The following is a 25,142-nucleotide window of genomic DNA, read 5'->3' on the forward strand; positions in this document are numbered from 1 at the left end:
TTGAGGTTGCTCACAAATACTGGACTCACCATCAAACACTGTGGGAAGTATCTTCAGATCAGTGGTGTTTGAACTGGCCCCATCGCTTGCAGGCAAGCTCCTACAGGGGTTGAGGTTGTCCACAAATACCGGGTTCACCCTGAAACACTGTGGGAGCTGGCTTGCCAGCGATGAGGCCAGTGAAACCGGCACAAATCTCACTCCCCGGTCGCCACACTGGTCGCCGCCGCACCCGGTGTGACGATGGTCTTCAGATCAATGTGCTTCCACTCAGGCTTGGCCCCCAGCCGCGCATTGAAGCGGTAGTTGAAGGTGAAGTCGTCCGCCGTCGGCAGCGTCAACGGTTTGCCGTACAGCGCCTCGACTCCCGCCAGGTCATAACCCATCACCTGCAGCAGCGTCGGAAAAATGTTGTAGTGGCTCGAGCGGTCCTTGTTCGCTGGCAACGCATGCGCCCAGTCCGGCCCGTGCAGTTGATCGCCCTGAATCACCACCAGTGGCACCAGCCCTTCTTCCTCCACCGGATCGCCACCGCAGTGGGTATTAAGCCCGGGGTTGCCGCGTTCATGCAGGTCCTGGCCGTGATCGGAGGTGTAGATCAGCAGCGCATTGTGCAAATTGGCCTGGGCAAATACTCGGGCGAAGAACTCGCCGACATTCCACAGCACGGTGTTCTTGTAGGCGTTGCGGTACAGCACCCAGTCATCCGGCTGGCCGTTGAAACCGTCGCGTTTGCCGGTGTCGGCGACTTCGGTGAATTGCCCGCGCGGCAAGGTCGGACGGTAGGCCATGAAGGCGTCGGGGTATTTGTCGTGCACCGGGAAATGCGCGCCGACCTTGTTGATCACCACCAACTCCGGCTGATCATCGTTGAGCAATTCGATCAGCTTGGCGGCGGCAGCCATGTCGCGGTCACGCACGCTGGTCTGGTCAAACTGGACGAATTCATCGATGTCTTTTTTCTCGGTGTCGGTCATCAGGTTCTGCAGATTGCCGCCGGTGCGCTGAGCGTCGATGTACACCGTGCGCAACCCGGCCTTTTTCGCGTACTGCCAGATCGACGGTAGCGTGCTGTTGATGCGCATGTAATCGTCGCGGGTGCCGCCGTAGCGCAACGTGACGTTGGTGTCGGCGCTGCAATTGGCGATGGATGCGGCGTAGCCGTAGTTGAAAATGTCGACGCCCGGATGCGCCTGATTAAGGTTGCTGTGCACTCCGAACGGCGCGTTGATGTCCAGGTAATTGCCGGAAATGCTTTCGTCGATGATCAGCACGATGTCGTGATTGATCGCCACTGCGTTGCGCGCCAGCGTCACCGGCTCGCGCGGGCCGACCGTGTTGTGCAGCGCTTCATAAGCGAACAGGTTCAGATAGGCCAGCGGCGTGTACATGATCGGCAAACCGCGCGCGCCCTCGCCCGCCCGCAGGAACAACACCGCGCTCAACAGCAGCACACCACACACCGGCGCCGCCACACGCAACGCGTTGGGCACCACCAGTGCATGGCGCGGTTTCAGACCGATGCCGAACAGCAACAGCAGACCACTGAGCGCGCCATGAATGATCGCGTCGCGATACTGGTAGGCGGCCTCCTGAATGAAGCCGCCGGAGTACACCAGCGAGACAAAACTGCTGTAGCTCAGGTAATCCGCGGTGACCCGGGTATAGACATCGAAAAACACCGCCGAGACAAACAGTGTTATTGCGAATAAGTGGCGAATGAGAGCCTGACGAATATAAGCCGTTAGATATAACGCTAAAGTAAGCGCCAAAAACATCGCGCCAAAAAGAAGTACAGCAAAACCGACGCCGATAGCATTTAACCGATCAACGTAATATTCGGAATAAAGCAGCAAATAAACAATTAAAAGTACTTCTTTGGCATATCTGAACATGGCGATACCGCTCGTGCAAAACGGCAGGGAGTCAAAGGTTTGTCGGTCAGAACCTGACACTAGCACCCAGCCATCAAAGCGCAAGAATTGACTGTTTTCTTTAGAAAGCGTCAAAAAACCGGTGACTCAAATCTGACACACACAAAACGCTAGAAGCCTTTAAATTAAAGACTTACAACCGTTTATCGCTTATTTGAAATCTGAACAAATCTGCAAAAAAACAACAAATCCAATCGCAGCAATGACTTGATGGCCAATCGCCAAAAAGCGCTCAAGTGTTATACAGGTGCAACATGTCATTTTGCTGACACGCTTTCCAAACCCTGCGCTATACCCCTTTTACAGTCTTCTTCCGAACTTCTTCTTTTCGCTCTATCGAGGGTGCGCAGATGGACGTGAGCGTATTTGGCACCGGCTATGTCGGATTAATTCAAGCCGCCGCACTTGCAGATGTAGGGCATCGGGTTTTATGTGTCGATATTGACCCCAACAAGATCAAGCAACTGCAACAAGCTGTGCCACCTATTAGTGAGCCAGGTCTTTCCAGCACCCTTGAAGAAAACATCAAGGCCGGCCGCTTGCTCTTTAGCACTCAGGCCAGCGACGCGGTGGAGCATGCCGAGCTGATTTTCATCGCCGTGGGCACGCCGGCCGATGAAGACGGTTCCGCCGACCTGACCCATGTGCTGAACGTGGCCCGGGAAATCGCCTCGCACATGGAGGCCGATCGCACCCTGATCATCAAGTCCACGGTGCCGGTCGGCACGGCTGACCAGGTCGCCGCCAAAGCCAGCGAAGAGTTGCTCCGTCGCGGCAAAAGTGCCCTCAAGGTCCGCGTGGTGTCCAACCCCGAATTCCTCAAGGAAGGCAGCGCCCTCGCCGATTGCATGCGCCCGGACCGGATCATCGTCGGCACCCGCGATGACGAAGCCCGCGAGCAGATGAGCGAGTTGTACGCGCCGTTCTGCCGTAACCACGAAAAACTGATGTTCATGGACAACCGCAGCGCCGAGCTGACCAAGTACGCGGCCAACGCGATGCTCGCCACGCGCATCAGCTTCATGAACGAACTGGCCAACCTCACCGAACTGCTCGGCGCCGACATCGAAGCGGTGCGCAAAGGCATCGGCTCCGACCCGCGCATCGGCTACCACTTCATTTACCCCGGTTGCGGCTTCGGCGGTTCATGCTTCCCCAAGGATCTGCGCGCCCTGCTGCACACCGCCGAACACAACGGCATGCCGCTGAAACTGCTGCGCAGCGTCACCGACGTCAACGACAGCCAGCGGCACATTCTTTTCAGCAAACTCAAGGCGCAGTTTCCGCAAGGCCTGGCCGGCAAGTCGATCGCAATCTGGGGCCTGGCGTTCAAACCCAATACCGATGACATGCGCGAAGCCCCCAGCCGCTACCTGATGGACGCGCTGTGGGCCGAAGGCGCCAGCGTGCAGGCCTACGATCCGGAAGCCATGTCCGAATGCCGGCGCCTGTACGGCTATCGCAACGACCTGCACCTGTGCGCCACCCGCGACGACACCCTGGAAGATGCCGATGCGCTGGTGATCTGCACCGAGTGGAAGAACTTTCGCGTAGTGGATTTCGAGTTGCTGGCGAGCAAGCTGCGCTCGAAAGTGATTGTCGACGGTCGCAACCTCTACAACCCGGAACACGTGGCCGCCGCCGGTCTGCATTACAGCGGCATCGGCCTGCGCCACATCGCTCCGGAAGGACTGCGCCCATGAGAATCCTGGTCACCGGCGCGGCCGGCTTCATTGGCGCCCATTGCGTGTTGCGGCTGATGCGCGACGGGCATGCGGTGGTCGGCCTGGATAACTTCAACGGCTATTACGACCCGCAACTGAAACACGATCGGGTGCAATGGGTGCGCGATCAGGTCGGGCATTTCCCGCTGGCGCGGATCGATCTGGCCGATGCCGCGGCGATTGAAGCGCTGTTTGTCCGCGAGCAACCGCAAGTGGTGATCCACCTCGCGGCGCAGGCCGGGGTGCGCTACTCGCTGGAAAATCCGAAGGCCTACCTCGACAGCAACCTCAGCGGTTTCCTGAACATTCTCGAAGGCTGCCGGCACCATCCGGTAGAGCACTTGATCTACGCCTCGTCGAGCTCGGTGTATGGCGCCAACCAGCACACGCCGTACTCGGTGCATGACGGGGTGAATCATCCGCTGTCGCTGTACGCCGCGACCAAAAAAGCCAACGAGCTGATGGCCCACAGTTATAGCCACCTGTTCGGCATTCCCAGCACCGGCCTGCGCTTTTTCACCGTGTACGGGCCATGGGGTCGGCCGGACATGTCGCCCATTCAATTTGCCCGGGCGATCACCGAAGGCACACCGCTGAAGCTGTTCAACTACGGCGAGCACCAGCGCGATTTCACTTATATAGACGACATCGTCGAAAGCATCGCGCGCCTCACCGACCATCCGCCGCACAACCACCCGGAGTGGGATCGTGAACATCCCGACGCGGGCAGCAGCATGGCGCCGTGGTGCCTGTTCAACATCGGCGGCCACCACCCGGTGGAGCTGAAAACCTATCTGGCACTGATGGAAAAACACCTGGGCCAGAAAGCCATTGTCGAGCTCTTGCCCCTGCAACCGGGCGATGTGCTCAACACCTGTGCCGAGACCGATGATCTGGCCCAGGCCACCGGGTTCCAGCCCCGGATCGAGCTGGATGAAGGACTGGGGCGTTTCATCGCCTGGTTTCGCGACTACTACCCCACTGCCTATCGCCCACGCGCCGCTCGCGGCTGAACATCAGCGGAGGACCCCATGACTGGACATGAACAAGGTGTACCGATCAATCAGATGCGCCGTGACAAGCGCATGGATCCCGAGCACCGAATGCGCCTCGATTCCGCCATCCACATGCAGGGCCGTGGCTGGTTGACCGGCCGCGACGGTGGCCGGCCATGGACGCTGTCACGCACCAACCGGGTATTGGCCTGCTTCGGTGCGCTGCTGATTCTGGTGGTGTTTTCGCCGGTGCTGCTGGGCCTGGCGCTGGCCATCAAATTCACCAGCCCGGGACCGGTGATGTTCGTGCAGAAACGCACCGGTTATCGCGGCCGCACCTTCGGCATGTACAAGTTCCGCACCATGGTCTGCAACGCCGAAGAGCTGAAGGAATCGCTGCGCCACCTCAACAAGCACGGGGTCGACGCCATCGACTTCAAGATCGACAAGGATCCACGCATCACCGGCATCGGCGGTTTCCTGCGGCGTACCAGCCTCGATGAACTGCCCAACCTGTTCAACGTGGTCAGCGGTGACATGCGCCTGGTCGGCCCGCGGCCGACTTCGTTCAACGCCTACCGCTACAAGGACAACCACCTTGCGCGTCTGAGCATCTACCCCGGCATGACCGGCCTCTGGCAGATCTCCGGGCGCAGCAACATTGACTTCGACCAGCGCGTTGAGTTGGACCTCAGCTATATCGCCGAGCAAAGCCTTTTGCTTGATCTGAAGATCTTGTTGAAAACCCCCTTCAAAGTATTCAGCGGCCACGGAGCAAGCTAATGGACGGTTCAACCAACAAAAGCCTGAGCATTGCCAACCCCAGCGAATCGAACCTGATTTCGACCGTGCTGGATCTGGATCTGCGGATCCTGTTCCTGACCGCCGCCAACCCCGGCGCGGGCACCACCACCAGCGCGCTGGCGCTGGCCAGCCAACTGGCGCAGATGAGCAGCGGCCAGGTGTTGCTGGTCGATGCCAGCCAGTCAGCGGGCAACCTCACGCAGCAATTGAACCTGGGCAAGGAGCGCGGCCTGCGCGACCTGCTGTTCAACCCGGACAACCCGCCGCTGTTGCAGGACTGCGTGGTGCAGGTCTCGAGCCTGCCTTTCCATGTGCTGCCCAATGGCCGGCCGATCCGCACCCTGGAACACCTGACCGCCGAGCGCCTGAGCCCGCTGCTCGACCGCCTGGGCACCCAGTACCGCTTCGTGGTGATCGACGGCGACGCGGTGTATTCCGCCGCCGACACGCTGGTGCTCGCCACTCAGGTCGATGGCGTGGTGTTCGTGGTCCGCGCTGAGGACACCCGCTGGGAAGTCGCCCAGGCCGCCGTGCAACGCCTGACCCAGGCCGGCGCGAAAGTAGTCGGCAGCGTGTTCAACCGGCGCAAGTACTACATGCCCAAGTGGCTCTACAAAAACCTGTAAGCAAACGCGAAGGATGACGCCATGAACGCCAAGATACTTGTTCTGCTGATGCTGCCGCTTGCAGGCTGCTCCAGCACTTCCGAAACCCAGAACATGCCGGTGAACATTCTCACCGCCACCCCGGCCAACGCCCAGGCCACCGATATGCCCAAGGTCGAACAGACCCTGCGCCCGCAAGACGTGCTGGATGTGATCTTCCACATCAGCACCAGCGGTTCGGACGCCTACCGCGTGCAGTCGGGTGACCAGATCGGCCTGAACTTCACCGCTGCCAGCCAGCTCAACGGCAACCAGTTGGTGCTGCCTGACGGCACCATCAACCTGCCAGGCGCCAACACCTCGGTGAAAATCGCCGGTCTGACCGCCGACGAGGCGCGCGATGAAATCCAGCGTGCCTACCAGCGCAAACAGCTGTTCCAGCCCAACCGCAATCAGCTGACCGTGCAGGTCATCAGCCCGCTGACCAATGAGCAGAACCTGAAAAGCGCACTGAATCACCCGGCCACCGGCATGAGCCGCGAGATCACCGTGGGCAATGACGGTTATGCGAGTTTTCCGGAAATCGGCGCCGTGCCGCTGCAAGGCATGACCATCAACCAACTGGAAACCTTCCTCAACCAGAAATACGCGCAATTGCCGGGGCGGATGAGCGTCGATGTGATGCTCAAATCCACCGCCGGCAACGAGATCTACGTGCTCGGCGAAGTCGGCCAACCGGGTTCCTACCCGATCCGCCGTCCGGTCTCGGTGCTTGAAGCGCTGACCCTGGCGCGCGGTACCAACGTCAAGGCGCGCCTGGACTCGGTGGTGATCATGCGGCGCAACGGCAACCAGGTGCAGGCCGTGCACTACGACGTGGAAAAAGCCCTGTCGGGCGATGCGTCGCAGATCGCCTACCTGCAACCGGACGACATGCTGTTCGTACCAAAAACCAAACTGGCGAGTGCCGGCGATCTCGCCCGGCAACTGGCCGACGTGGTGTTGTTCCAGGGCGTGGGCTTCAGCTTCGGCTACCGCGTCGACAACAAAAGCAGCAGCAGTAACTGACTCTCAGGTGACCGATCATGAATCCAAAGGAAAACTACCTGCATGAGTTCTTCAGGATCTTCTTCGCCAACAAGCAACTGGTGAAACGGGTCTTCCTGATCTTTGCAGTCATTGCGTTGGTACTGCCGCTGGTGCTCAAACAGAGCTTCGATATCACCGCCCAGGTGATCGTGCAGTCGAAAAAACTCTCCCAGGGTGACGCCACCACGTCACTGACGGTCGATAACGCCACCTTCATTCCGCCTTCGCTGGCGGACATGGAAACCGAAAGCAACATCCTGCGGTCCCCGGCGCTGATCCGCCAGACCATCAGCGAGCTGCGCGACAAGGGCGAGTACAGCCCGCCGGCGGGCATCTTCGCCAAACTGGTGAGCGACCCGTTCCGCCGCTATGTTTCTTCGCCGCTGCGTGAGTACGTGATCAATCCGTTGCGCAACATGCTCGGGCTGCAAACCGATCCGGTGCGTGACACCGTGCTCGACGGCCTGACGCAAGATGCGATCAACAGCCTGAAAATCGAGACCCTGCCAGGCTCCAACGTGATCTCGATCGTCTACAGCTTCCCCGATCCGCATCAGGGCACGACGTTCGTCGCCACTCTGCTGCAGAACTATCTGGGCAGCCGTCAGGCGCTGCAATCGATCGACCTGCCGCAATCCTTCTACGAAACCAAGAAACATCTGTATCAGGTGCGTCTCGACGGGCTGGAAGGTAATCGGCAAGCGCTGCTGGAAAGTGTTGCATCGTCCGATCCGAAGGAAGAAATCACCTTCCGCCTGAACGCGATCAATACCGAAGAGCAGGCCCTGAACCTGTATCAGGATCGTCTGCTGCAGAGCCAGCGCTGGCTCGAATACCTGAAAACCGCGCTGACGGCCGCCAGCAGCAACAAGCTCAACGACTACACCTTCCCCTTCACCTTCACCACCACCGTCGATAACGTGGCGTTCGAGGATCGCGAAATCAAACAATTGGGCGAGCAACTGACCACTCAGGTCAGCCGCTACATGAATGACCTCGCGGTGTTCCAGCCCGGCAGCGAGCCGATGCTGCTGACCCGCGAGCAGATCGCCCGCACCCGTCAGCAGTTCCTCAAAGTGGTGAGCAACCGCATTCAGGAACGCACCAACGACCTGGCCGTGGTGCAACAGGTGATCGATCAGAAAACCGCGCGCATCGCCGAGTTCAAGAACCGCATCCACACCTTGCAGCAGACCCAGAGCAAGCTGCGGCAGATGGACACGGAAATCGACGCGCTGCACACGGCGTTCTCGACCTACGCGCAACGCTTTGCCGAAAGCAGCACCGCCGGTTCGCTCAACGACGATCTGTCGAACGCCAAGGTGCTCAGCCCGCCGTTCGAGCCGACCGAACCGGCGTTCCCCAAACCGCTGCTGATCATTCCGTTCGGACTGTTCACCGGTCTGCTGCTGGCGATTGCCCTGGTCTATGTGCGTGAGTTCTTCGATCACCGCTTCAAACATCCGGCGCAAATCACCCACGAACTGGGCCTGCCAGTGTTGCTGGTGATCAACGACGAGAACGTGCTGCCGAGCAATCCGCACAAGAACTGGACCGTGCCAAGCTTCGTGCACTGGGTGCGCAATTGAACACGCCCTCCACCCCGAATGCCGCGCTGCCGATCATTCATTTGCTCAGCAGCGGCGGCTTCTATGGGGCCGAGCGCATGTTGCTCGATCACTGCCTGGCGACACCGGGGCAGCATCAGGTGCTGTTTCTCGATGCGCCGCCGGCATTGATCGCGCGCTTTCGTGAGGCCGGGGTGGATTGCCGTGGCTGCTCCGGGCTCGGCGAGTTGTTGCGCCACCTGCGGGCCCGGCGCAGCGAACGGCCGCTGATCAACACGCACAATTTCAAAGGGCTGTTGTTCGGTTGGGTCGCGGCGACGCTGTTGCGTTTGCCGCTGGTCATTACCCAACACGGCTTCACCCCGCGCAGCCGCAAGCAGAAGTTCTACACCTGGTTGAGTCTGCAGTTGTGCCGCACGGCGTCGGTGGATCGGGTGGTGTGTGTGGCCGAGAGCATTGCCGTGCTGCATCGTCAGGCCAGCGTGCAGGCGGACAAACTCCAGGTGATCCCCAACGGACTGCCCGCCGCCGACGCGCTGATCAGCACCACTGACAGCCAGCGCTGGCTCACCGGTTACGTCGGGCGCCTGAGCAGCGAGAAAGGCCCGGACCTGTTTCTCGATGCGCTGATTCCGCTGTGTCACCAGCATCCGCAACTGGACGCGGTGATGCTCGGCGACGGCCCGGAACGTGAGGCGCTGCAGGCGCGGATCGACGCCGCAGGTTTGCAGCAACGGATTCGTCTGCCCGGCTACCAGACCGCCATGCAACCGTGGTGGCAGCGCCTGGATGCGCTGGTGATCAGCTCGCGCACCGAAGGCACGCCGATGATTCTGCTCGAAGCGATGCAGAGCGGCGTGCCGGTGGTGGCGTTCGCCGTCGGCGGCATTCCCGATGTGCTCGAGCACCGGCATAACGGTCTGCTGGCGACACCCGCCGACAGCGCCGACCTCGCCCGTCAGCTCGACAACCTGTTGAGCGAGCCGAAGCTGGCCCGGCATTTGTGCGACAACGCAAAGCGTACGCAACAGGATCGCTACGACCTCAAGGCCCTCGCCGAACGCTGGTCGCAGCTGTACATCCGCACGGCACGGGAGGCACGCGCATGATTTTCCCGCTCTCGATCGTCACGCTGCTCGGCATGGTGTGCATCGGTCTGCTCGCCAGCCCTTATCCGTTTCTCGCACCCGGCGCGGTCATTGGCCTAGTGGGTTTCACGGTGTTGTATCGCAAGCCGGCCTGGGGTCTGCTGGGCATTGCCGCGCTGGTGCCGTTCGAAGGTTTCTTCAAGGACAGCGCGCTGTCCGGGAGCAAACTGATCGGTGCCTCGCTGGCGGTGATTCTGATGCTGCAACTGGCCATGCACCAGATTCCTTCCGAGCGCCTGCGCAGCAATATCTGGCGGTTTCTGCTGTGGTTTCTGGCGCTGTATTTCCTCAGCCTGTTCAACACCGATGACCTGGGCATGTCGCTGGGGCATCTGCGTGAACTGAGCGTCGGGCTGATCCTGTTTGTCATCACCCTGCTGATCGGCCGTGAACTGAACCTCGACCTGTTCGCCCGCCTGGTGACCCTGAGCGTCAGCGCCACCTGCGCCATGGCGATGTTCTCGACTAAATTCCAGGATCAGGGGCGTGCCGCCGGGCTGCTGGAAGACCCCAACGCCTTCGCCCTGCTGATCGCCTTCGCCATTCCGCTGGCGCTGCTGCTGGTGATTCGCGGGCCGAATCTGCTGCATCGGTTGTTCTGGGGCGCTTGCTGCCTGCTGCTGCTCGGTGGCATGACCAAGACCGAATCGCGCTCCGGGCTGGTGGTGGTGGCGTTGAGTCTGTTGATCGGCTGCTGGCACTACCGCGCGCAACTGACCCGCATTCGCCCACGGCACTTGGGATTCGCCATGCTCGGCGCAGCCATCGTGATTCCGCTGGCGATCTACGCGATGCCCGCCGGTTACCTCGCGCGCATTCAGTCCCTGAGCGTGTTGAGCGCCGGCGCCAAGGGCCACGACGACGAATCCCTCGGCCGGCGCGCCTCGTACATCGTGGTCGGCGGGCAGATGATCCGCGAGAACCCGCTGCTCGGCTCCGGTCCCGGCACCTTTCCGCTGCACTACGCGACCACCGGCTACGCCAAGGCGTTTTCCGCCAACCGCAAGATCGGCGACCTGTACCGCCGTGCCCACAACACCTACCTGGAAATTTTCAGTGAACTGGGGATTCCCGCCGGCCTGCTGTTTGTCGGCATGCTCGGCCTGGGCCTGTACAACCTGATCCGCGCCCGCGCCGCGTGGATGCTGCGACGCGACTGGCAGCAGGCGGACCTGATGACTCACCTCGGGGTGAGCTTTCTGTCGCTGACACTGTTCCTGATGTTCCTCAGCGCACCGAACCAGAAATACCTGTGGATCATGCTCGCGCTGACCAGCGTCCTGCGCCTCAAGGCCGAACAGGCGCCACTGACCGAGGTCCGCCCATGAGCCGGATCAGCATCATCATCCCGATGTACAACGAGGCCCGGCACATCGGTCGCACGCTGCTGGCCGCGCAAAAAGCCGCGCATGCGGCCGATGTCGAGTGCGAGTTGATTGTGGTCGACAACGGTTCGAGCGACGACGGCCCGCACATCGCCCGCCAGTTCGGTGCACAGGTGCTGGTGCTGCCGGGCCTGCTGATCGGCGCGCTGCGCAATCGCGGTGCGCTGCTGGCAAGCGGCGAGTGGATCGCGTTCATTGATGCCGACGTCGAAATGCCCGAAGACTGGCTCAAGCCCTTGTTCGAGCTGCAAGCCGAGGGTCAGGCCGACGTTTTCGGTCTCGACCTGCACACCCCCGCCACTGCGCCGTGGTACGCCGCCGCCTGGCAACGGCGCACGCTGCGCCCGTCGAGTCAGGCATCGCACCCGGTGGACTGGCTGCCCAGTTCCAACCTGCTGATGCGCCGGCGCTGGTTCGACAAGGTCGGCGGCTTCAACGAACACCTGCGTACCGGCGAAGACAAGGAATTTACCCTGCGCCTGCACGAACAGGGCGCGCGGCTGCTGTCGGTGAACAGCAGCGTGGCCCTGCATTGGGGCTACGAGATGAACTGGCGCGAGTGGATGGGCAAGGAAATGTGGCGTCAGGGCAGTCATCTGCAACTGCTGCGCACTCACGGTTTCAGCCTGCGCCTGCTGCGCTTTCCGCTGCTCTCGCTTGGCGCGTGGCTGCTCGACTTGCTGGCGATTTCCGCACTGCTCAACGGTTTTCCGCACCACGCGGCCGTCATGGTGATGCTGACCACGATACCGGCGCTGGTGCTGAGCATTCGCCAGAGTTCACGCCATCATGATGTGGGCCTGACCCTGCAACTGTGGGGCCTGCACTGGGTGCGGCTGCACCTGGCCGGGGCGGCGTTGATTCTCAGTCTGTGTCATTGGAACGCCAGGAGGCCTGCCCGTGGCTGAATTCATTTTCTGGATGTGCCTGCTGCTGCCGGTGTACGCCTACCTTGGCTACCCGCTGCTGCTGACTGTGCTGGCGCCGCTGTTCCCGGCCTGGCGCCACAGCCCGGCGCCGCCGCTGAACATCAGCATCGTGATTGCCGCGCACAATGAGGCGCGGCACATCGAGCACAAGTTGCGCACGCTGCTGGCACAGGACTACCAGCCGGCCACGCTGCAGATCATTCTCGCCAGCGATGGCTCGACCGACGACACCGTGGCTTGCGCGCACAAAGTGGTTGATTCGCGAATCACTGTCCTCGACCTGCCGCGCCAGGGCAAAGCCGCGACGCTGAATGCCGGCGTAGCCTTGGCGACTGGCGATATTCTGGTGTTCACCGACGCCGACAACCAATGGTCGCGGGAAACCCTCGGCTACCTGCTCGCGCCACTCAGCGACCCCAACGTCGGGGCCTGCGCCGGGCACATGGTGATTCCGGTGACCGGCGGCGGCCTCAGCGTCGGCGACAGTCTGTACCGGCATTACGAGGGCTGGCTGCGTCGGGTGGAGAATCGCACCGGCTGCATGGTCTCGGCCGACGGCGCCCTGCTCGCCCTGCGCCGCGAGCTGTTCCAGAGCGTGCCGGCGGAGGTCAACGACGACTTCTTTCTCAGCACCTGTGCACCGGTGGCCTTCAAGCGCATTGTGTACGTGCCCGAGGCGCAAGTGATCGACCACGGTGTCGACGAAGCGGACAAACAGTTCCGCCGCCGTCAACGCGTCACCGTCGGTGGCCTGCAAAGCCTCGCCCAGCGCAGTGAGCTGCTCAACCCACTCAAACATGGCCTGTATTCGCTGGCGCTGATCAGCCACAAACTGATCCGGCGCCTGGCACCGATCCTCCTGCTGCCGTTGCTGCTGAGCAACTTCTGGCTGTGGGACGACCACGGTTTCTATCGACTGGCCCTGATCGCCCAACTGTTCGGCTACGCCATTGCGCTGGCCGGACTGCTGGACTCGCAACATCGCTTGCCCAAACCGTTTCGTCTGGCCGCGTTCCTGCTGGTCACCCTCGCCGGGATGAGTCTCGGCCTGTGGCAGTTCCTGCGCGGCCACCGATATGCCCAGTGGAACCCTGAACAAAACCGTTGAGAGGACCGAAGCCATGGCGATCAAACAATTAATAAAACGCACCAGTGGCTGGCTTTACCTCAACTCGCCCGTGGGACGAAACCAGTTGCACGGCGCCGGGGTGATTCTGATGCTGCACCGGGTGCTGGCCAACGACCGCGCCGCCGACCTGCCGCACCGCAATGAGCTGTGTGTCGGGCCCAAGGCGTTCGAGCACCTGCTGGTGTGGCTGCGCCGGCACTTCGATTGCGTGCCGCTGATGGACATCCTCACGCCCACCGCATTGCGCAGCGAACGCCCACGGGTGGCGCTGACCTTCGACGATGGCTGGCGCGACAACGCGGTCAATGCGTTCCCGTTGCTGCAAAAACATCAGGTGCCAGCGAGCATTTTTCTCTCCACCGATTTCATCGGCAGCCGTCAGCGCTTCTGGTGGGAAAGCCTTGGCGAAACCCTGTGGGGCAGCCACGGCGAAAAGGCCCGCATGCACTTGATCGAATGCCTGCACGTAATCCACCACCCGGTGCCGGTGCTGGTCGACGACATCGACGTTGATCGGCGCAGCCTGTCGCTGCTGCATTACCTGCAAAGCCTGAAAACCCTTGAACCGGCGATGCTCGAACGCCTGACCGACGAATGCCCGCCCGAAGCGCAGCCGCAAGCGCTGGACTGGCATCAGGTACGCGCGCTGGAGGCTTCGGGGCTGGTGCGTTTCGGCCCGCACGGCGCCAGCCACGCGATCCTCACTGAACTGGACGATGTGCGCCTGAGCGAAGAAATCAGCCGCAGCCGCGACGCCTTGAACAATGGCTGCAACCGGCCGTTGCCGGTGTATTGCTACCCCAACGGCAACAACGACGACCGCGTGCGCAAACAGATTGCCGCGCACGATTATCCGTTCGCCCTGGGCACCGGCACCGGCATCTATCGCGGTGAAGGCGATCCGCTGAACCTGCCGCGTTTCGGCGTCAGCCAGCGTACTGCGCGCAACCCGGAGTTGCTGTCGTGGCGCATCTTTCGTGGAAACCGGCCATGAGCCGCAGCCATTACCTCAAGCATCTGGCGCTGAGCATGGGCACCAAACTGGCGATGATCGCCCTGCGCTTGCTGCGCAACGTGTTGCTGGCGCGGATCCTCGGGCCGAGTGAACGCGGGTTGTTCGCGCTGCTTAGCACCCTGCCCGATCTGATCAGCGCTGCCACCAGTGGCGGGTTGAATTCGGCCGTGGGTTATCAAGCCGCCAAACAACGGCCGATGGGGCTGCTGCTGAGTCAGGTGCTGGTGTTTGGTTGCTTGCTCGCCGGCCTGCTGACCTTGCTGGTGGTGGCGCTGGTGCGTGAGTTCGGCAGTGAACTGGATGTCACCGTGCAGCTTGGTCTGCTGGCGTGGCTGTTGCTGCTGGCGGTGCCGCTGACCGTGCTGAAAAGCGGCCTGCTGACCCTGCACAACGCCTCCGGCGGCGTGGTCGCGTTCAACGCCTTGCGCCTGACCGAATCACTGGCGCCACTGCTGCTGTTCCTCGCGCTGTTCTGGATGTGGAAAAGCGCGGCGCTGGAAGCGGCGTTGATCAGTTGGCTGGCCGGGATCAGCCTGGTGGTGCTGGCCGGTTGGGTCTGGCTGAAACGGGCGCAACCGCTGCAGTTGCAGTGGGATCGCGCCAGCCAGAACGAACTGCTGCGCTACAGCGCGCGCAGCCATCCGGACCTGCTGTTCCAGCAAGTGATTCTGCGCTCGGATTACCTGTTCATCGGCGCCCTGCTCGGCAGCACCGCGCTCGGTCATTACGCGATGGCCAGCGCCGCCGCCGAACTGCTGCTGATCGTCCCGGAAGCGGTGACCACGCCGTTGATGAAGCGCCTGCTGCAACAGGACGAAGGCATGGACAAGGTCACCCCGCTGGCCCTGCGCCTGACCGCCACGGTGATGCTCGGCGCGTGCCTGAGCATGGCCGTGATCGGCAACTGGCTGATCGTCACCCTGTTCGGCATCGCCTACCAACCGGCGTATCCGGCGCTGCTCGCCTTGCTGCCGGGGCTGCTCGGCCTGTGCTACGCGAGCATCCTGCGTCTGGACCTGCTGGGGAAAAACCGCCCCGGCACGGTGTCGCTGCTGATGGGCCTCGGTGCCCTGCTCAATCTGGCGCTGAACCTGGTGTTGATTCCGGCCTACGGCATCGTCGGCGCGGCAGCGGCATCGTCGATTGCCTATCTGGCCGTCACCGTGGCGATGCTGGTGTTGTACTGCCGTTTGAGCGGCGTGGCGTTCTGGCAAACTTTGATCATCCTGCCCAGTGACATCGCGCCGATGTGGCAGATGCTGCACCGGAAGGCCGCATGAAAGGCCTGGTCCTGCTGCTCGGTCTCAGCCTGTCGCTGGACGCTTTTGCCGCGTCGATGCGCTGGGGCGAGATCCGCGACGGCAGCCTGTACCTGCAAACCGACCGTCCGGACACCGTGACCGTGCGCTGGACACCCGCGTGGCAGGCCGAGGCCAACGAAGAGCATCTGTACCTGCTCGACGGCCAGGGCAAATTGCAGGGCGAGCGCTTGATCAAGGCCAGCGAAACCCGTGGCACCCAGAGCTGGGCGTTGCTGCCGGGTGCCGCCAGTTATCGCCTGGAAATTCCCGGCTACAGCTTCCGCAATTACCGGGTCGAACACGACGACCGCACCGTAGCGCTGTTCGAGCCGGCCAAGGTGCATTTCAGCGCCCAGACGCAGAACGACGACGAGTTGTATTTCAAGGTCGCACCGGGGGAACACGCGGTACTCGCCGGCAAGTTCCATGGCGGGGTCAATGCGTTGCAGACGCAGCGGGTGGGCGATGATCAGTCACTGACGCTGACGCTCAAACCCTATCGCGCCTATTGGCAGTTCGATCAACTGGCGTTGCCGGTCAGCGAGCGCGAACAGGTCTGGCGCCTGCGCCTGCAAGGCAGCGGCAAAGCGGCGTTCTGGCTCGACGGCACGGCCAATCGGTTTGCGCAGACTCCGCAGCAACTCAAACCCGTGCGCGAAGAGACCGGCCAGATCCACCTGACCCTGCACGACAAAATCCTCGGGCGCACCCCGGATCTGGGCATCGCCCTGCCCTACGTGATGCCGCCCGCCAGTAGTCATGCCGTGCTGGATGCGCTGAAAGCGACCGCCGCCAGTTACTACAGTTTTGTCGATGTCACGGCGAAGAATCCGCACTTCGAAGACGCGTTCCGCAAGGCTTATCAGGAGCGCTTCGGCATCCGTCAGGACATCACCTTGCTCGCCGGCAGCCAGCGTCAGGCCGATCTGCGCGCCGACGTGCAAAGCAATGGCGGCCTCGATGCATGGCTGGCCGGCACCCGCGCCTTGGGCGGCAAAGGCACGCACTACATCGGTTTTGCCGATGAGCCGAACCTCAACTATTCGAGCTTCGAGCAATACCGGGCAATTTTCGCCAGCATGGCCAGGCAAGTGCGCAGCGATCCGGCGAATGCCAGGGCCGGCGTGCGCATCGCCATGCCGGCCAGTTCGCGGCTGGTCAACGGGCCGTTCGCCGATAACGCGGCAGACAAGCGCGGCATCGACTGGGCGCGGCGCTTGCTCGGTGAGTCCGCCGAGCAGATCGACGCACTGGCGTGGCACGAGTGGATGATCCGCGACCTGCTCGCCACCCGGGTCTACCGCGACAGCGTGCGCCGCGCCGCCGAACTGGTTGGCCTCGACGCCCACGGCCAGCCGCGCAAAGCCTTGCTGCTGGATCAGACCAATATGTCCAGTGGTTCCAGCCTCAGCCCCTACGATCAGGAGACGCACTACGCCTCGCTGTGGTGGGCCTCGGTGGTGATCAACGCTTCGCAGGACGGTTTGCTGAGCATGCTCAACTGGTTTCAGGCCGCCGATGAACCGCAGTATCCCAAGGGCATGATCCGGGTTTTGGGCGATGAGCGTTTTGAGCTGAAACCGGTGGGGCTGGCCCAGCAGTTCATCGCGCAGCATTGGCTGCACCAGGTGCTGTGGCTGGAGAACGATGGCTTTGAAGTCGATGTGCTGGCGATGGCCGGCGACGAGCAGCGGGGTCTGCTCGGTGTGAACAAGGGCACGCGTTTGCAGCGTGTTGACCTGAGTGGCGCCAAGTGCCCGCTGAACAACGGTGCGTTGCGTTACTTCGGCGCGGACAACCGCAGCCGCGATGCGCCATTCGCCTGCCGCAACGGACGCGTCAGCTTCGACTTGCCAGGGGAAACCCTGTTCGCGTTGAGCTGGAGCGCGTCATGAACCCAATCCCGAATATTGCAAAACGCAAGGCGAACACAACCTGTAGCGAGGGGATTTATCCCCGATGGGCTGCGAAGCGGCCCGGGGTTTTCAAGATTAAAAGCGACGACTGCTGCGCAGCCGATCGGGGATGAATCCCCTCGCCACAGGAATCCCCTCACCACAGGAATTCCCTCACCACAAGGGTTCGCCGTGCCAAAGAGTTCAGGAGTACAGAACATGGGTACCGTCAGCAAACTCAGCCAGCACATCAAACAAAAAGGCCTGCGCGCCACCCTCGCCAAGGCGTGGAAGCACTACGTGTTTTTCCATCAGGAATTGCTGTGGATGGAACGCGATCTGGTCAGTCCGGTGCCACCGCACAGCCTCAAACCGTATCCGCCGTTGCGGGTGGTGAAGATCACCGCCGACAACGCCAGCGCCTTCGCCCGCTACTTCGGCGACCGCGTCGGGACCATGGCCGAGCTGGCCAACGAAGGGCACACCGGGCACATGCACCTGGACGATCAGGGCGATGCCGTGGCGTTTATCTGGGGTAGCGCGCGGGACTATTTCGACCGGCATTACTACGGCTGCCTGTTCCCGGTGAAACCCGGCGAGTTCTTCGAATTCGGCGGCGAGCTTACCCGTGCCTACTGGGGCAGCGAACTCTCGGTGGACCTGCAACTGGAACTGTGGAAAGCCATGGCGGCCCAGGGCTGCGACAAGGTGGTGGACGTCTGCGAATTCCACAACGTCCCGGCGCTGAAACTGCACCTGCGCATGGGTTACACCGAGCAAGGCCGGATCATGAACGTCTACACCCTGTTCGGTCGCTGGCACTTCTACCGCGAAACCCGCTACAGCGGTTCGCGACTGGATGCGCTGCGCAAACCGTCCCGTCCACCTGTCACAGCCACGGCGGTCTGAGCCTATGACGGCGCGATTCGAATGGCGCACTTCACTGTGCGCCGCCGACTTCCCGGCAGCCGCCTATGAAGCGCTGCGCCTGCAGGTGACGGATCACACGCCGTTCAACCACTTGGGCTGGTTGTGCGCGGCGGAGCAGGCACTGGGCGCGGGTGAGCGCCTGCACATCCTGCTCGGTTGGGAAGCGGACGAATTGCGCCTGTGCCTGCCGCTGGTAGCGGGCCGTGAGCGCTTTGCCGGCGTGCCGTTTCGTGTACTGCACCACTTGGGCTATCCGCTGGCGGACCGGCTGGCGCTGCTGTCATTGCTCAAGGGCGAAGACATGCGCGAAGCCTTGCACCTGATCCGCCGACAGCTGCCGCACGCCCTGCTGCAACTCAACGAATTGTCCGAGCCGGCGGGTGAGGAAAGCGCCCTGACCGAATGGATGGTCCACAGTTCTGCGGGCGAACGCCGCCTCAGTTGCCGGGTGCCGGTGCATCTGATCAGCGACGCGGATCACCAGGAGGTCTCCGGCGACCCGCGCTACAAGCTGCGGCGGGCGCGCAAACGGATTGCCGCGTGTGGCGCCCAGGTGCGACGCATCTGCCCCGACGCGCTGAGCATGGGTCCGCTGTTGCGGGCGATCAGCGAAGTCGAAGCGGTGAGCTGGAAAGGTGACGAAGGCGTGGGGATCTTTGCCAGCGAGCGCAGTCGGCAATGGATCGAACGCGCCTTCACCGCCCTCGCCGGCCAGGGCCTGGTGCGGGTGGTGACGCTGGAACTCAACGGGCGTTGCATCAGCTATCGCCTCGGCTTGCTGGAGCAGGGCCGACTCTACGATTACAACCTCGCGTTCCTGCCGCAATACGCCGATCTGGGCAGCGGCCGGGTGCTGCTGGAGGAATGGATTCGCTGGGGACTGGATGAGCACTGGCGCTGGATCGATGCCTCGCGGGTCAGTCTGGAAAACTCCAGCCACCAACTGCACGAACGCATGACCGGACAACTGGAACACTGGCGCTGGAGTTTCTATTCCTGGCGCCCCAGCGGGATGTTGCTGGGGCTGGGATTGCGCCTCTGGCAGCGCTTGAAACCGACGGTGCAGCAATGGCGCGCGCGACGTGCGGCCAGACCGGCACCGGCGCCCACACCTGTCGTCATCACCACGGAGGGCGATCATGCCTCGCCAAGTCATAGTCAACGCTGACGATTTCGGTTTGAGCCCGAACGAAAACGCGACGATCTTCGCCGCGTTTCAGGCCGGGGTCATCAGCTCGGCCACGGCCATGGCCAACATGCCGGCGTTCGAAGCAGCCTGCGCGATGGCCCGGCATCCGTCGCTGCAAGGTCGGGTCGGGTTGCATTTCAACCTGACCTACGGGCGGCCGCTGAGTACCTCAATCCTGCGCAGTCGCACCTTCTGCGATAGCCACGGCGTATTCGACCTGAGCCTGCCACGGCACAGCCTGTGGCTCGGACGTGAGGATCGCGACGCGGTGCGTGAAGAGTTGCAGGCGCAGTGGCAGCGCTGTCTCGAACATGGCGTGCGACCTAGCCATATCGACTCGCATCAGCACGTACACAACATCTGGCCGATCGGCGAAATCGTCGCGCGCTTTGCCGCCCGGCAAGGCGTGCCGATTCGCCTGGCGCGCAACCTGGGGCAGAACCTCAGTCTGCCGAAACGCATATTCAAAGGTTTGCTCAACTGGCGCTTGCAGAGTCTGGCCGGAGCCACGGCGGACTATGTGTGCACGCCGGTGGATCTGCGTAACGACCCCGCGCCGAGCGACGGCGTGCTGGAAGTCGTTGCCCACCCGAATCAGCTGGGCAGCGATTTCGGTGATGCCTACCTCAATCCCGGAGAATCCCTGAGCCGCGTGCTGGAGCAGCGGCTGCCGGGTGTGCCACGGGTGTCCTATGCCGATCTGCACAAGGATTTTTTACGCGGTGCCGCGGCACTCGATTGATTCATCCCCCCAACAGCAACAACCACCACACCGGGCTTCGGCCACGGAGGGCAACATGAACGTCATCGGAAAACTGCGTGACCGGATTCGTCAAAAAGGCTTTCGTAACTTCTTCGCCAGTCTGTGGAAGCGCTACGTGTTCTTCCACTGGGAACTGCTGTGGATGGAGCGCGATCTGGTGACCCCGGTGCCGCCACACAAGCTGCGGCCATACGAGGGAGTGCGCAAAATCGATATCACACCGCACAACACCGGGGCGTTCGCCAAGCATTTCGGTGACCGCGTGGAAACCATGGCCGAACTCGCCGCCGAAGGCCACACCGGGCACATGTACCTCGATGCCGACGGCCACGCGGTGGCATTCATCTGGGGCAGCATTCGCAACTACCACGACCGCCACTATTACGGCTGCTGGTTCCCGGTCAAACCCGGCGAGTTCTTCGAATTCGGCGGCGAAATGGCCCGCCCGTATTTCGGCACCAGCCTGTCGGTTGACGTGCAAGTCGCCCTCTGGGAAGCCATGGCCGCCCAAGGCTGTCATACCGTCGTGGACACCTGCGAAACGCGCAACATTCCGGCAATGAAACTGCACATCCGCATGGGCTACCACGAACAAGGGCGCATCACCCACGTTTACGGCCTGTTCGGCCGCTGGCGCTTCTACCGCGAAAGCCGCTATGACGGCTCACGCCTGGAGCCACTGCGTAAACCGGAGCGGCCGGCGGTGAGTGCGGCGGCGCAGGCTTGATTCGGTTGTAAAAGGCATGGCGGCCATTCGGCCGCCATCGCGAGCAGGCTCGCTCCTACAGTGGATTTGTGTACGACACCGATCAACTGTAGGAGTGAGCCTGCTCGCGATGAGGCGGGAAGTCGTTCGTTATGTTCTTTGCGTAATACACGACTTTGCCCACAACCAAAAAAGAATCGCCCTCCTGCCCTAAAGTCTATGCCTGACTGTTGCCAATGGCGTGATCAAGTAAATTGGTGCAAAAACAGAAGGGAGCAGAAAGTTGAGCCACAAACTCACCAGCCTAGAGATGCCGTCATTACTCGTAGATGTCGCGGCAATTCGTGAATATCTGAAGCAAGTGCTAAGCGATGACGACGATGAAGAGTTGCTTCGAGCCATCGGCTATGTGGCAGAGGCTTGCTCGAACATTCGAAGGGATCAAACGGCCAGAGTTGGTTCAGATTCTTTCAGCCAGACTTGAAACCTTATCGACGCCTTCGCGAGCAAGCCCGCTCCCACAATGGATTTGTGTACGACGCAGATCCAATGTGGGAGCGGGCTTGCTCGCGAAAAGGCCGGTTGGATCGATGGAAAGCTTCAGGCCTTGCTGGCGACCAGGGTGAAGCACAGCGGCATCTGCGCTGGCTGATTCAGGTACTGGTCATACACTTCTTCCCGGTTCGAATGCGCATACTCCTTGAAGTGCGCGATGTTCAGCCCCGCCGCGATGGCACCGCTGAAGATCGCGCCGAGGGTGTGCACGAACCAGTATGACTTGGCAGCCTGCTGTTCGACCTTGCCGACGTAGACGATCGGTTCTTCCTGCACGAATGGCTCGACGCGGAAGTAGGAGCTGGCGAGGCGGTACGGGTCTTCGCCTTCAGGATCGACCATTTCCAGAAACGGATGGGTTTCGTAGATCACCAGTTTGCCGCCCGGTTTGAGAGTCAGCGCGACATGGCGGAAGAACTCGCCGATGTCGGGCATCCAGTTCAGCACGCCGATGGTGATCAGCGCCACGTCGAAGCGGCTGTGCAGCGCAGCCGGCAGGTGATGGATATCGCTTTCGATGAATTCGGCGTTGTACGGCGAGCGCTGGTTCAACTCACGGGCCTGTTCGAGAAACGCCTCCGATTGATCGACGCCGACCACGCTGCACGCACCGAGGGCGAACAGCGACAGGCTTTCGCGGCCGTTGTTGCAACCGAGTTGAATCAGCGCTTTGCCATCGACGCCGACCTGTTCCAGCACGCCACGCAAGGTGTCGTCGAGGCAAGAAAAATCAGCCTTTGACACCTCGTTCAACAGCGCTTGCCATTCCGCCGACTCACGGTGATGACGAGCAGAATCGTTCCACGCCTGTCGATTGCTGTCGATGGCGGTTTTATTGTTGGGCACTTCCATGGCGCACTCCGGGCGATGCTCGTGATTGAGCGGACCCGAGTCTAGAACAGCCCGATCAATACGGTTGTTGCGACTTTGTAAGCCGCACCGCCGTTCCACTGTGGGAGCGAGCTTGCTCGCGAAGGCGTCGGCCCAGCCAACATCTTCATTGCCTGAACCACCGCTTTCGCGAGCAAGCCCGCTCCCACAGGGGGTAATGCGGCGGCTTCGTAGAGATTTTTGCGACCGGGCCTCATCGCTGCAAAAAGCTCCCACAAGATTTCAGATAGAACGCAAGATTTGCACACGTCACAAAACCTGTGGGAGCGGGCTTGCTCGCGAAGACGTCGGTCCGGCCAACATCTTCATCGACTGACACGACCTCTTCGCGAGCAAGCCCGCTCCCACACTTTTGGCGTGGTCACATCTGGTTGAGGCGTTCGCGCAGGAATTCGACCAGCGCCTGCACCGGGCGCGAAGCCTGGCGGTGCTGCGGATACACCGCCGACAGGGTCAGCGGTTCGGGGCGGTAGTCGTCGAGCACTGGCATCAGCCGCCCGTCCTTCAGCGCCGCGCCGACGATGAACGTCGGCAGATAAGTAATCCCCATCCCCTGCACCGCCGCGTCCCTCAGCAGCTCGCCATTGTTCACCCGCATGCGTCCGGTGACGTTGACCAGCAGCGGCTTGCCCTGCCCCGCGTTGAAGCGCCACTGCACCGAACGACCATGGCCGTACGGCAGGCAGTCGTGGCTGTGCAGGTCTTCGGGATTGAGCGGCGTGCCGCGTTCGGCCAGATATGCCGGGCTGGCGCAGTACACCCGTTCGATGGCGGCGATGCGCCGCGCAATCAACGTCGAGTCTTCCAGCACACCGATGCGCAGCGCCAGATCATAACCTTCGCCGAGCAGATCCACCGGGCGGTCGCTCAAATCCACCTCCACGGTGACATCGCGATAGCGCTGCAGAAACAGTGGCAGCAGACAGCCCAGATGCGCCACGGCAAACGACAGCGGTGCACTGACGCGAATGGTCCCGCGCGGCTCGGCAGTCTGCCCGGCGATGCCCTGCTCGACCTGTTCCACTTCGCCCAGCAGACGCAGCGCCGATTCGTAGTAGCTCTGGCCCAGTGGCGTGACATCGAGGCGTCGGGTGGAACGGTTCAACAGCCGCACACCGAGGCGTTCTTCGAGCTGCATCAAACGGCGGCTGACGAACTGCTTGGACAGGCCCAACTGATCGGCCGCAGCAGTGAAACTGCCGGAGTCCATGACCTGGCAAAAAATACGCATGTCTTCGAACGGGTTCATTGTCACTCTCTGGTAGACAGTCAAACGCTTTATAGCCGCTTTTTCACTTTTCGACAGCTCATTAATCTGTGCTCACGGTTTGAAAACAGCCCGACACAACACCAATAACTTTCGAAAATGGAATTGAGCATGAACATCAAAAAAACCCTGACCGCATCCCTCCTCGCCCTGTCCATCGGTAACGCATTCGCCGCCGGCAGCCCGGGTGTCGAACACAACACCCAAGCGTTTCTCGAAGCCCTCGCCGCCGGCGGCGGCAAACCGCTGGAGCAACTCAGCCCGAAGGATGCCCGTGCAGTGCTGACCGGCGCTCAGGCCTCGGTAAAGGTTGACCTGTCCGGAGTTGAAGTCAGTGACAAGGCAATCAAGGTCGATGGCCAGACGATCAACCTCAAAGTGGTGCGTCCGGCCAAGGTCAAAGGTGAATTGCCGGTGTTCATGTTCTTCCACGGCGGCGGTTGGGTGTTGGGCGATTACCCGACGCACCAACGCTTGATTCGCGATCTGGTGGTCGGTTCTGGAGCGGTCGCGGTCTACGTCGATTACACGCCGTCGCCGGAAGCGCAGTACCCGACAGCGATCAATCAGGCTTACGCCGCGACCCAATGGGTCGCGAAAAACGGCAAGCAGATCGGGGTCGACGGCAAGCGTCTGGCGGTGGCCGGCAACAGTGTCGGCGGCAACATGGCGGCGGTCGTGGCGCTGATGGCCAAAGAAAAGCAGAGCCCGGCCCTGCGCTTCCAGCTGCTGATGTGGCCGGTGACCAACGCGCAGTTCGACGACGGTTCGTACCAGCAATTCGCCGAGGGCCACTTCCTCACCAAGGGCATGATGCAATGGTTCTGGGACAACTACACCACCAACCCGGCCGAGCGCGCACAGATCCACGCCTCGCCACTGAACGCCAGCGCCGAACAGCTCAAGGGCCTGCCCGCCGCGCTGGTGCAGACCGCCGAGTTCGACGTGTTGCGTGATGAAGGCGAAGGCTATGCGCGGCATCTGGATGCGGCCGGTGTGCCGGTGACGTCGGTGCGTTACAACGGGATGATTCATGACTTTGGCTTGCTCAACCCACTGAGCCAGATTCCCGAAGTGAAAGCGGCCGTGCGCCAGGCCGCGGCTGAGCTGAAGACGCATCTGAACTGAGCCCCCCTCACTCGCCACACCTGACGGTGTGGCGAGTTTTTTGTCTGCAGGAACCCTTGTGGTGAGGGGATTCATCCCCGATGTGCGAAGCGACCCCGCCGCTAACCAGAAAGGCAGGGGACTGCTGCGCAGTCCATCGGGGATGAATCCCCTCACCACAAAAGCCTCTTCTACACCAACGTTCATGCAGTT

General features: G+C 61.8%; 22 protein-coding genes. 19 read left to right on the forward strand and 3 right to left on the reverse strand.

Features of this window, described 5'->3' with window-relative positions:
- Positions 1–197: 197 nt before the first annotated feature.
- Positions 198–1,895, reverse strand: coding sequence for a sulfatase-like hydrolase/transferase (locus M0808_RS23740; RefSeq protein WP_247842619.1), 1,698 nt, complete (start codon positions 1,893–1,895; stop codon positions 198–200).
- Positions 1,896–2,284: 389 nt separating this feature from the next.
- Here M0808_RS23740 and M0808_RS23745 point away from each other — a divergent pair, with 389 nt between their 5' ends.
- From M0808_RS23745 to M0808_RS23830, 18 genes are all read left to right on the forward strand, one after another.
- On the forward strand, positions 2,285–3,637 hold the full coding sequence (locus tag M0808_RS23745; protein WP_247842620.1) for a UDP-glucose/GDP-mannose dehydrogenase family protein: 1,353 nt from the start codon (positions 2,285–2,287) through the stop codon (positions 3,635–3,637).
- Positions 3,634–4,671, forward strand: a complete 1,038-nt coding sequence (locus M0808_RS23750) for an NAD-dependent epimerase (RefSeq protein ID WP_247842621.1) — start codon at positions 3,634–3,636, stop codon at positions 4,669–4,671. Before M0808_RS23745 ends, M0808_RS23750 begins: the two co-directional genes overlap by 4 nt.
- Before the next feature lie 18 nt (positions 4,672–4,689).
- Positions 4,690–5,436: a sugar transferase gene (locus tag M0808_RS23755; protein ID WP_247842622.1), complete on the forward strand. Its 747-nt coding sequence runs from the start codon at positions 4,690–4,692 to the stop codon at positions 5,434–5,436.
- Positions 5,436–6,083 (forward strand): CpsD/CapB family tyrosine-protein kinase, encoded by a 648-nt coding sequence (locus M0808_RS23760; RefSeq protein WP_007961335.1) that lies wholly within the window; start codon positions 5,436–5,438, stop codon positions 6,081–6,083. Before M0808_RS23755 ends, M0808_RS23760 begins: the two co-directional genes overlap by 1 nt.
- Positions 6,084–6,104: 21 nt before the next feature.
- Positions 6,105–7,130 carry a polysaccharide biosynthesis/export family protein gene (locus M0808_RS23765; RefSeq protein WP_098964572.1) on the forward strand — a complete coding sequence of 342 codons (1,026 nt, stop codon included), beginning with the start codon at positions 6,105–6,107 and terminating at the stop codon, positions 7,128–7,130.
- Between the two features lie 17 nt (positions 7,131–7,147).
- Positions 7,148–8,740 carry a Wzz/FepE/Etk N-terminal domain-containing protein gene (locus M0808_RS23770; RefSeq protein ID WP_202370310.1) on the forward strand — a complete coding sequence of 531 codons (1,593 nt, stop codon included), beginning with the start codon at positions 7,148–7,150 and terminating at the stop codon, positions 8,738–8,740.
- Complete coding sequence (locus tag M0808_RS23775) at positions 8,737–9,828, forward strand: glycosyltransferase family 4 protein (protein ID WP_247842623.1); 1,092 nt, start codon at positions 8,737–8,739, stop codon at positions 9,826–9,828. The genes M0808_RS23770 and M0808_RS23775 overlap by 4 nt, the downstream gene beginning before the upstream one ends.
- Positions 9,825–11,195, forward strand: a complete 1,371-nt coding sequence (locus M0808_RS23780) for an O-antigen ligase family protein (protein ID WP_247842624.1) — start codon at positions 9,825–9,827, stop codon at positions 11,193–11,195. Before M0808_RS23775 ends, M0808_RS23780 begins: the two co-directional genes overlap by 4 nt.
- Positions 11,192–12,160, forward strand: coding sequence for a glycosyltransferase (locus M0808_RS23785; protein ID WP_098964579.1), 969 nt, complete (start codon positions 11,192–11,194; stop codon positions 12,158–12,160). The genes M0808_RS23780 and M0808_RS23785 overlap by 4 nt, the downstream gene beginning before the upstream one ends.
- On the forward strand, positions 12,153–13,289 hold the full coding sequence (locus M0808_RS23790) for a glycosyltransferase family 2 protein (protein WP_134786786.1): 1,137 nt from the start codon (positions 12,153–12,155) through the stop codon (positions 13,287–13,289). The genes M0808_RS23785 and M0808_RS23790 overlap by 8 nt, the downstream gene beginning before the upstream one ends.
- 13 nt (positions 13,290–13,302) lie before the next feature.
- Positions 13,303–14,304, forward strand: coding sequence for a polysaccharide deacetylase family protein (locus M0808_RS23795; RefSeq protein WP_135296170.1), 1,002 nt, complete (start codon positions 13,303–13,305; stop codon positions 14,302–14,304).
- Positions 14,301–15,605, forward strand: a complete 1,305-nt coding sequence (locus M0808_RS23800; RefSeq protein ID WP_135296944.1) for an oligosaccharide flippase family protein — start codon at positions 14,301–14,303, stop codon at positions 15,603–15,605. The genes M0808_RS23795 and M0808_RS23800 overlap by 4 nt, the downstream gene beginning before the upstream one ends.
- Positions 15,602–17,521, forward strand: a complete 1,920-nt coding sequence (locus M0808_RS23805; protein WP_247842625.1) for a hypothetical protein — start codon at positions 15,602–15,604, stop codon at positions 17,519–17,521. Before M0808_RS23800 ends, M0808_RS23805 begins: the two co-directional genes overlap by 4 nt.
- Before the next feature lie 219 nt (positions 17,522–17,740).
- Complete coding sequence (locus tag M0808_RS23810; protein WP_134786787.1) at positions 17,741–18,430, forward strand: N-acetyltransferase; 690 nt, start codon at positions 17,741–17,743, stop codon at positions 18,428–18,430.
- A 4-nt stretch (positions 18,431–18,434) separates the two neighbouring features.
- On the forward strand, positions 18,435–19,619 hold the full coding sequence (locus M0808_RS23815; protein ID WP_247842626.1) for a GNAT family N-acetyltransferase: 1,185 nt from the start codon (positions 18,435–18,437) through the stop codon (positions 19,617–19,619).
- Complete coding sequence (locus M0808_RS23820; protein WP_247842627.1) at positions 19,591–20,382, forward strand: ChbG/HpnK family deacetylase; 792 nt, start codon at positions 19,591–19,593, stop codon at positions 20,380–20,382. The genes M0808_RS23815 and M0808_RS23820 overlap by 29 nt, the downstream gene beginning before the upstream one ends.
- A gap of 55 nt (positions 20,383–20,437) precedes the next feature.
- Positions 20,438–21,130, forward strand: a complete 693-nt coding sequence (locus tag M0808_RS23825; protein ID WP_247842628.1) for an N-acetyltransferase — start codon at positions 20,438–20,440, stop codon at positions 21,128–21,130.
- Between the two features lie 262 nt (positions 21,131–21,392).
- Positions 21,393–21,593 carry a transcriptional regulator gene (locus M0808_RS23830; RefSeq protein ID WP_103483590.1) on the forward strand — a complete coding sequence of 67 codons (201 nt, stop codon included), beginning with the start codon at positions 21,393–21,395 and terminating at the stop codon, positions 21,591–21,593.
- Between the two features lie 116 nt (positions 21,594–21,709).
- Here the strand turns inward: M0808_RS23830 and M0808_RS23835 are convergent, their stop codons facing one another.
- On the reverse strand, positions 21,710–22,516 hold the full coding sequence (locus M0808_RS23835; RefSeq protein ID WP_247842629.1) for a class I SAM-dependent methyltransferase: 807 nt from the start codon (positions 22,514–22,516) through the stop codon (positions 21,710–21,712).
- A 400-nt stretch (positions 22,517–22,916) separates the two neighbouring features.
- Positions 22,917–23,804 (reverse strand): LysR family transcriptional regulator, encoded by an 888-nt coding sequence (locus tag M0808_RS23840; protein ID WP_096796201.1) that lies wholly within the window; start codon positions 23,802–23,804, stop codon positions 22,917–22,919.
- 129 nt (positions 23,805–23,933) lie between these two features.
- Between M0808_RS23840 and M0808_RS23845 the strand changes: the two genes are divergently transcribed.
- Positions 23,934–24,950 carry an alpha/beta hydrolase gene (locus tag M0808_RS23845; RefSeq protein WP_247842630.1) on the forward strand — a complete coding sequence of 339 codons (1,017 nt, stop codon included), beginning with the start codon at positions 23,934–23,936 and terminating at the stop codon, positions 24,948–24,950.
- Positions 24,951–25,142: the final 192 nt, after the last annotated feature.

Source organism: Pseudomonas sp. MWU12-3103b (assembly GCF_023100615.1).
GTDB classification, from domain to species: domain Bacteria; phylum Pseudomonadota; class Gammaproteobacteria; order Pseudomonadales; family Pseudomonadaceae; genus Aquipseudomonas; species Aquipseudomonas putida_A.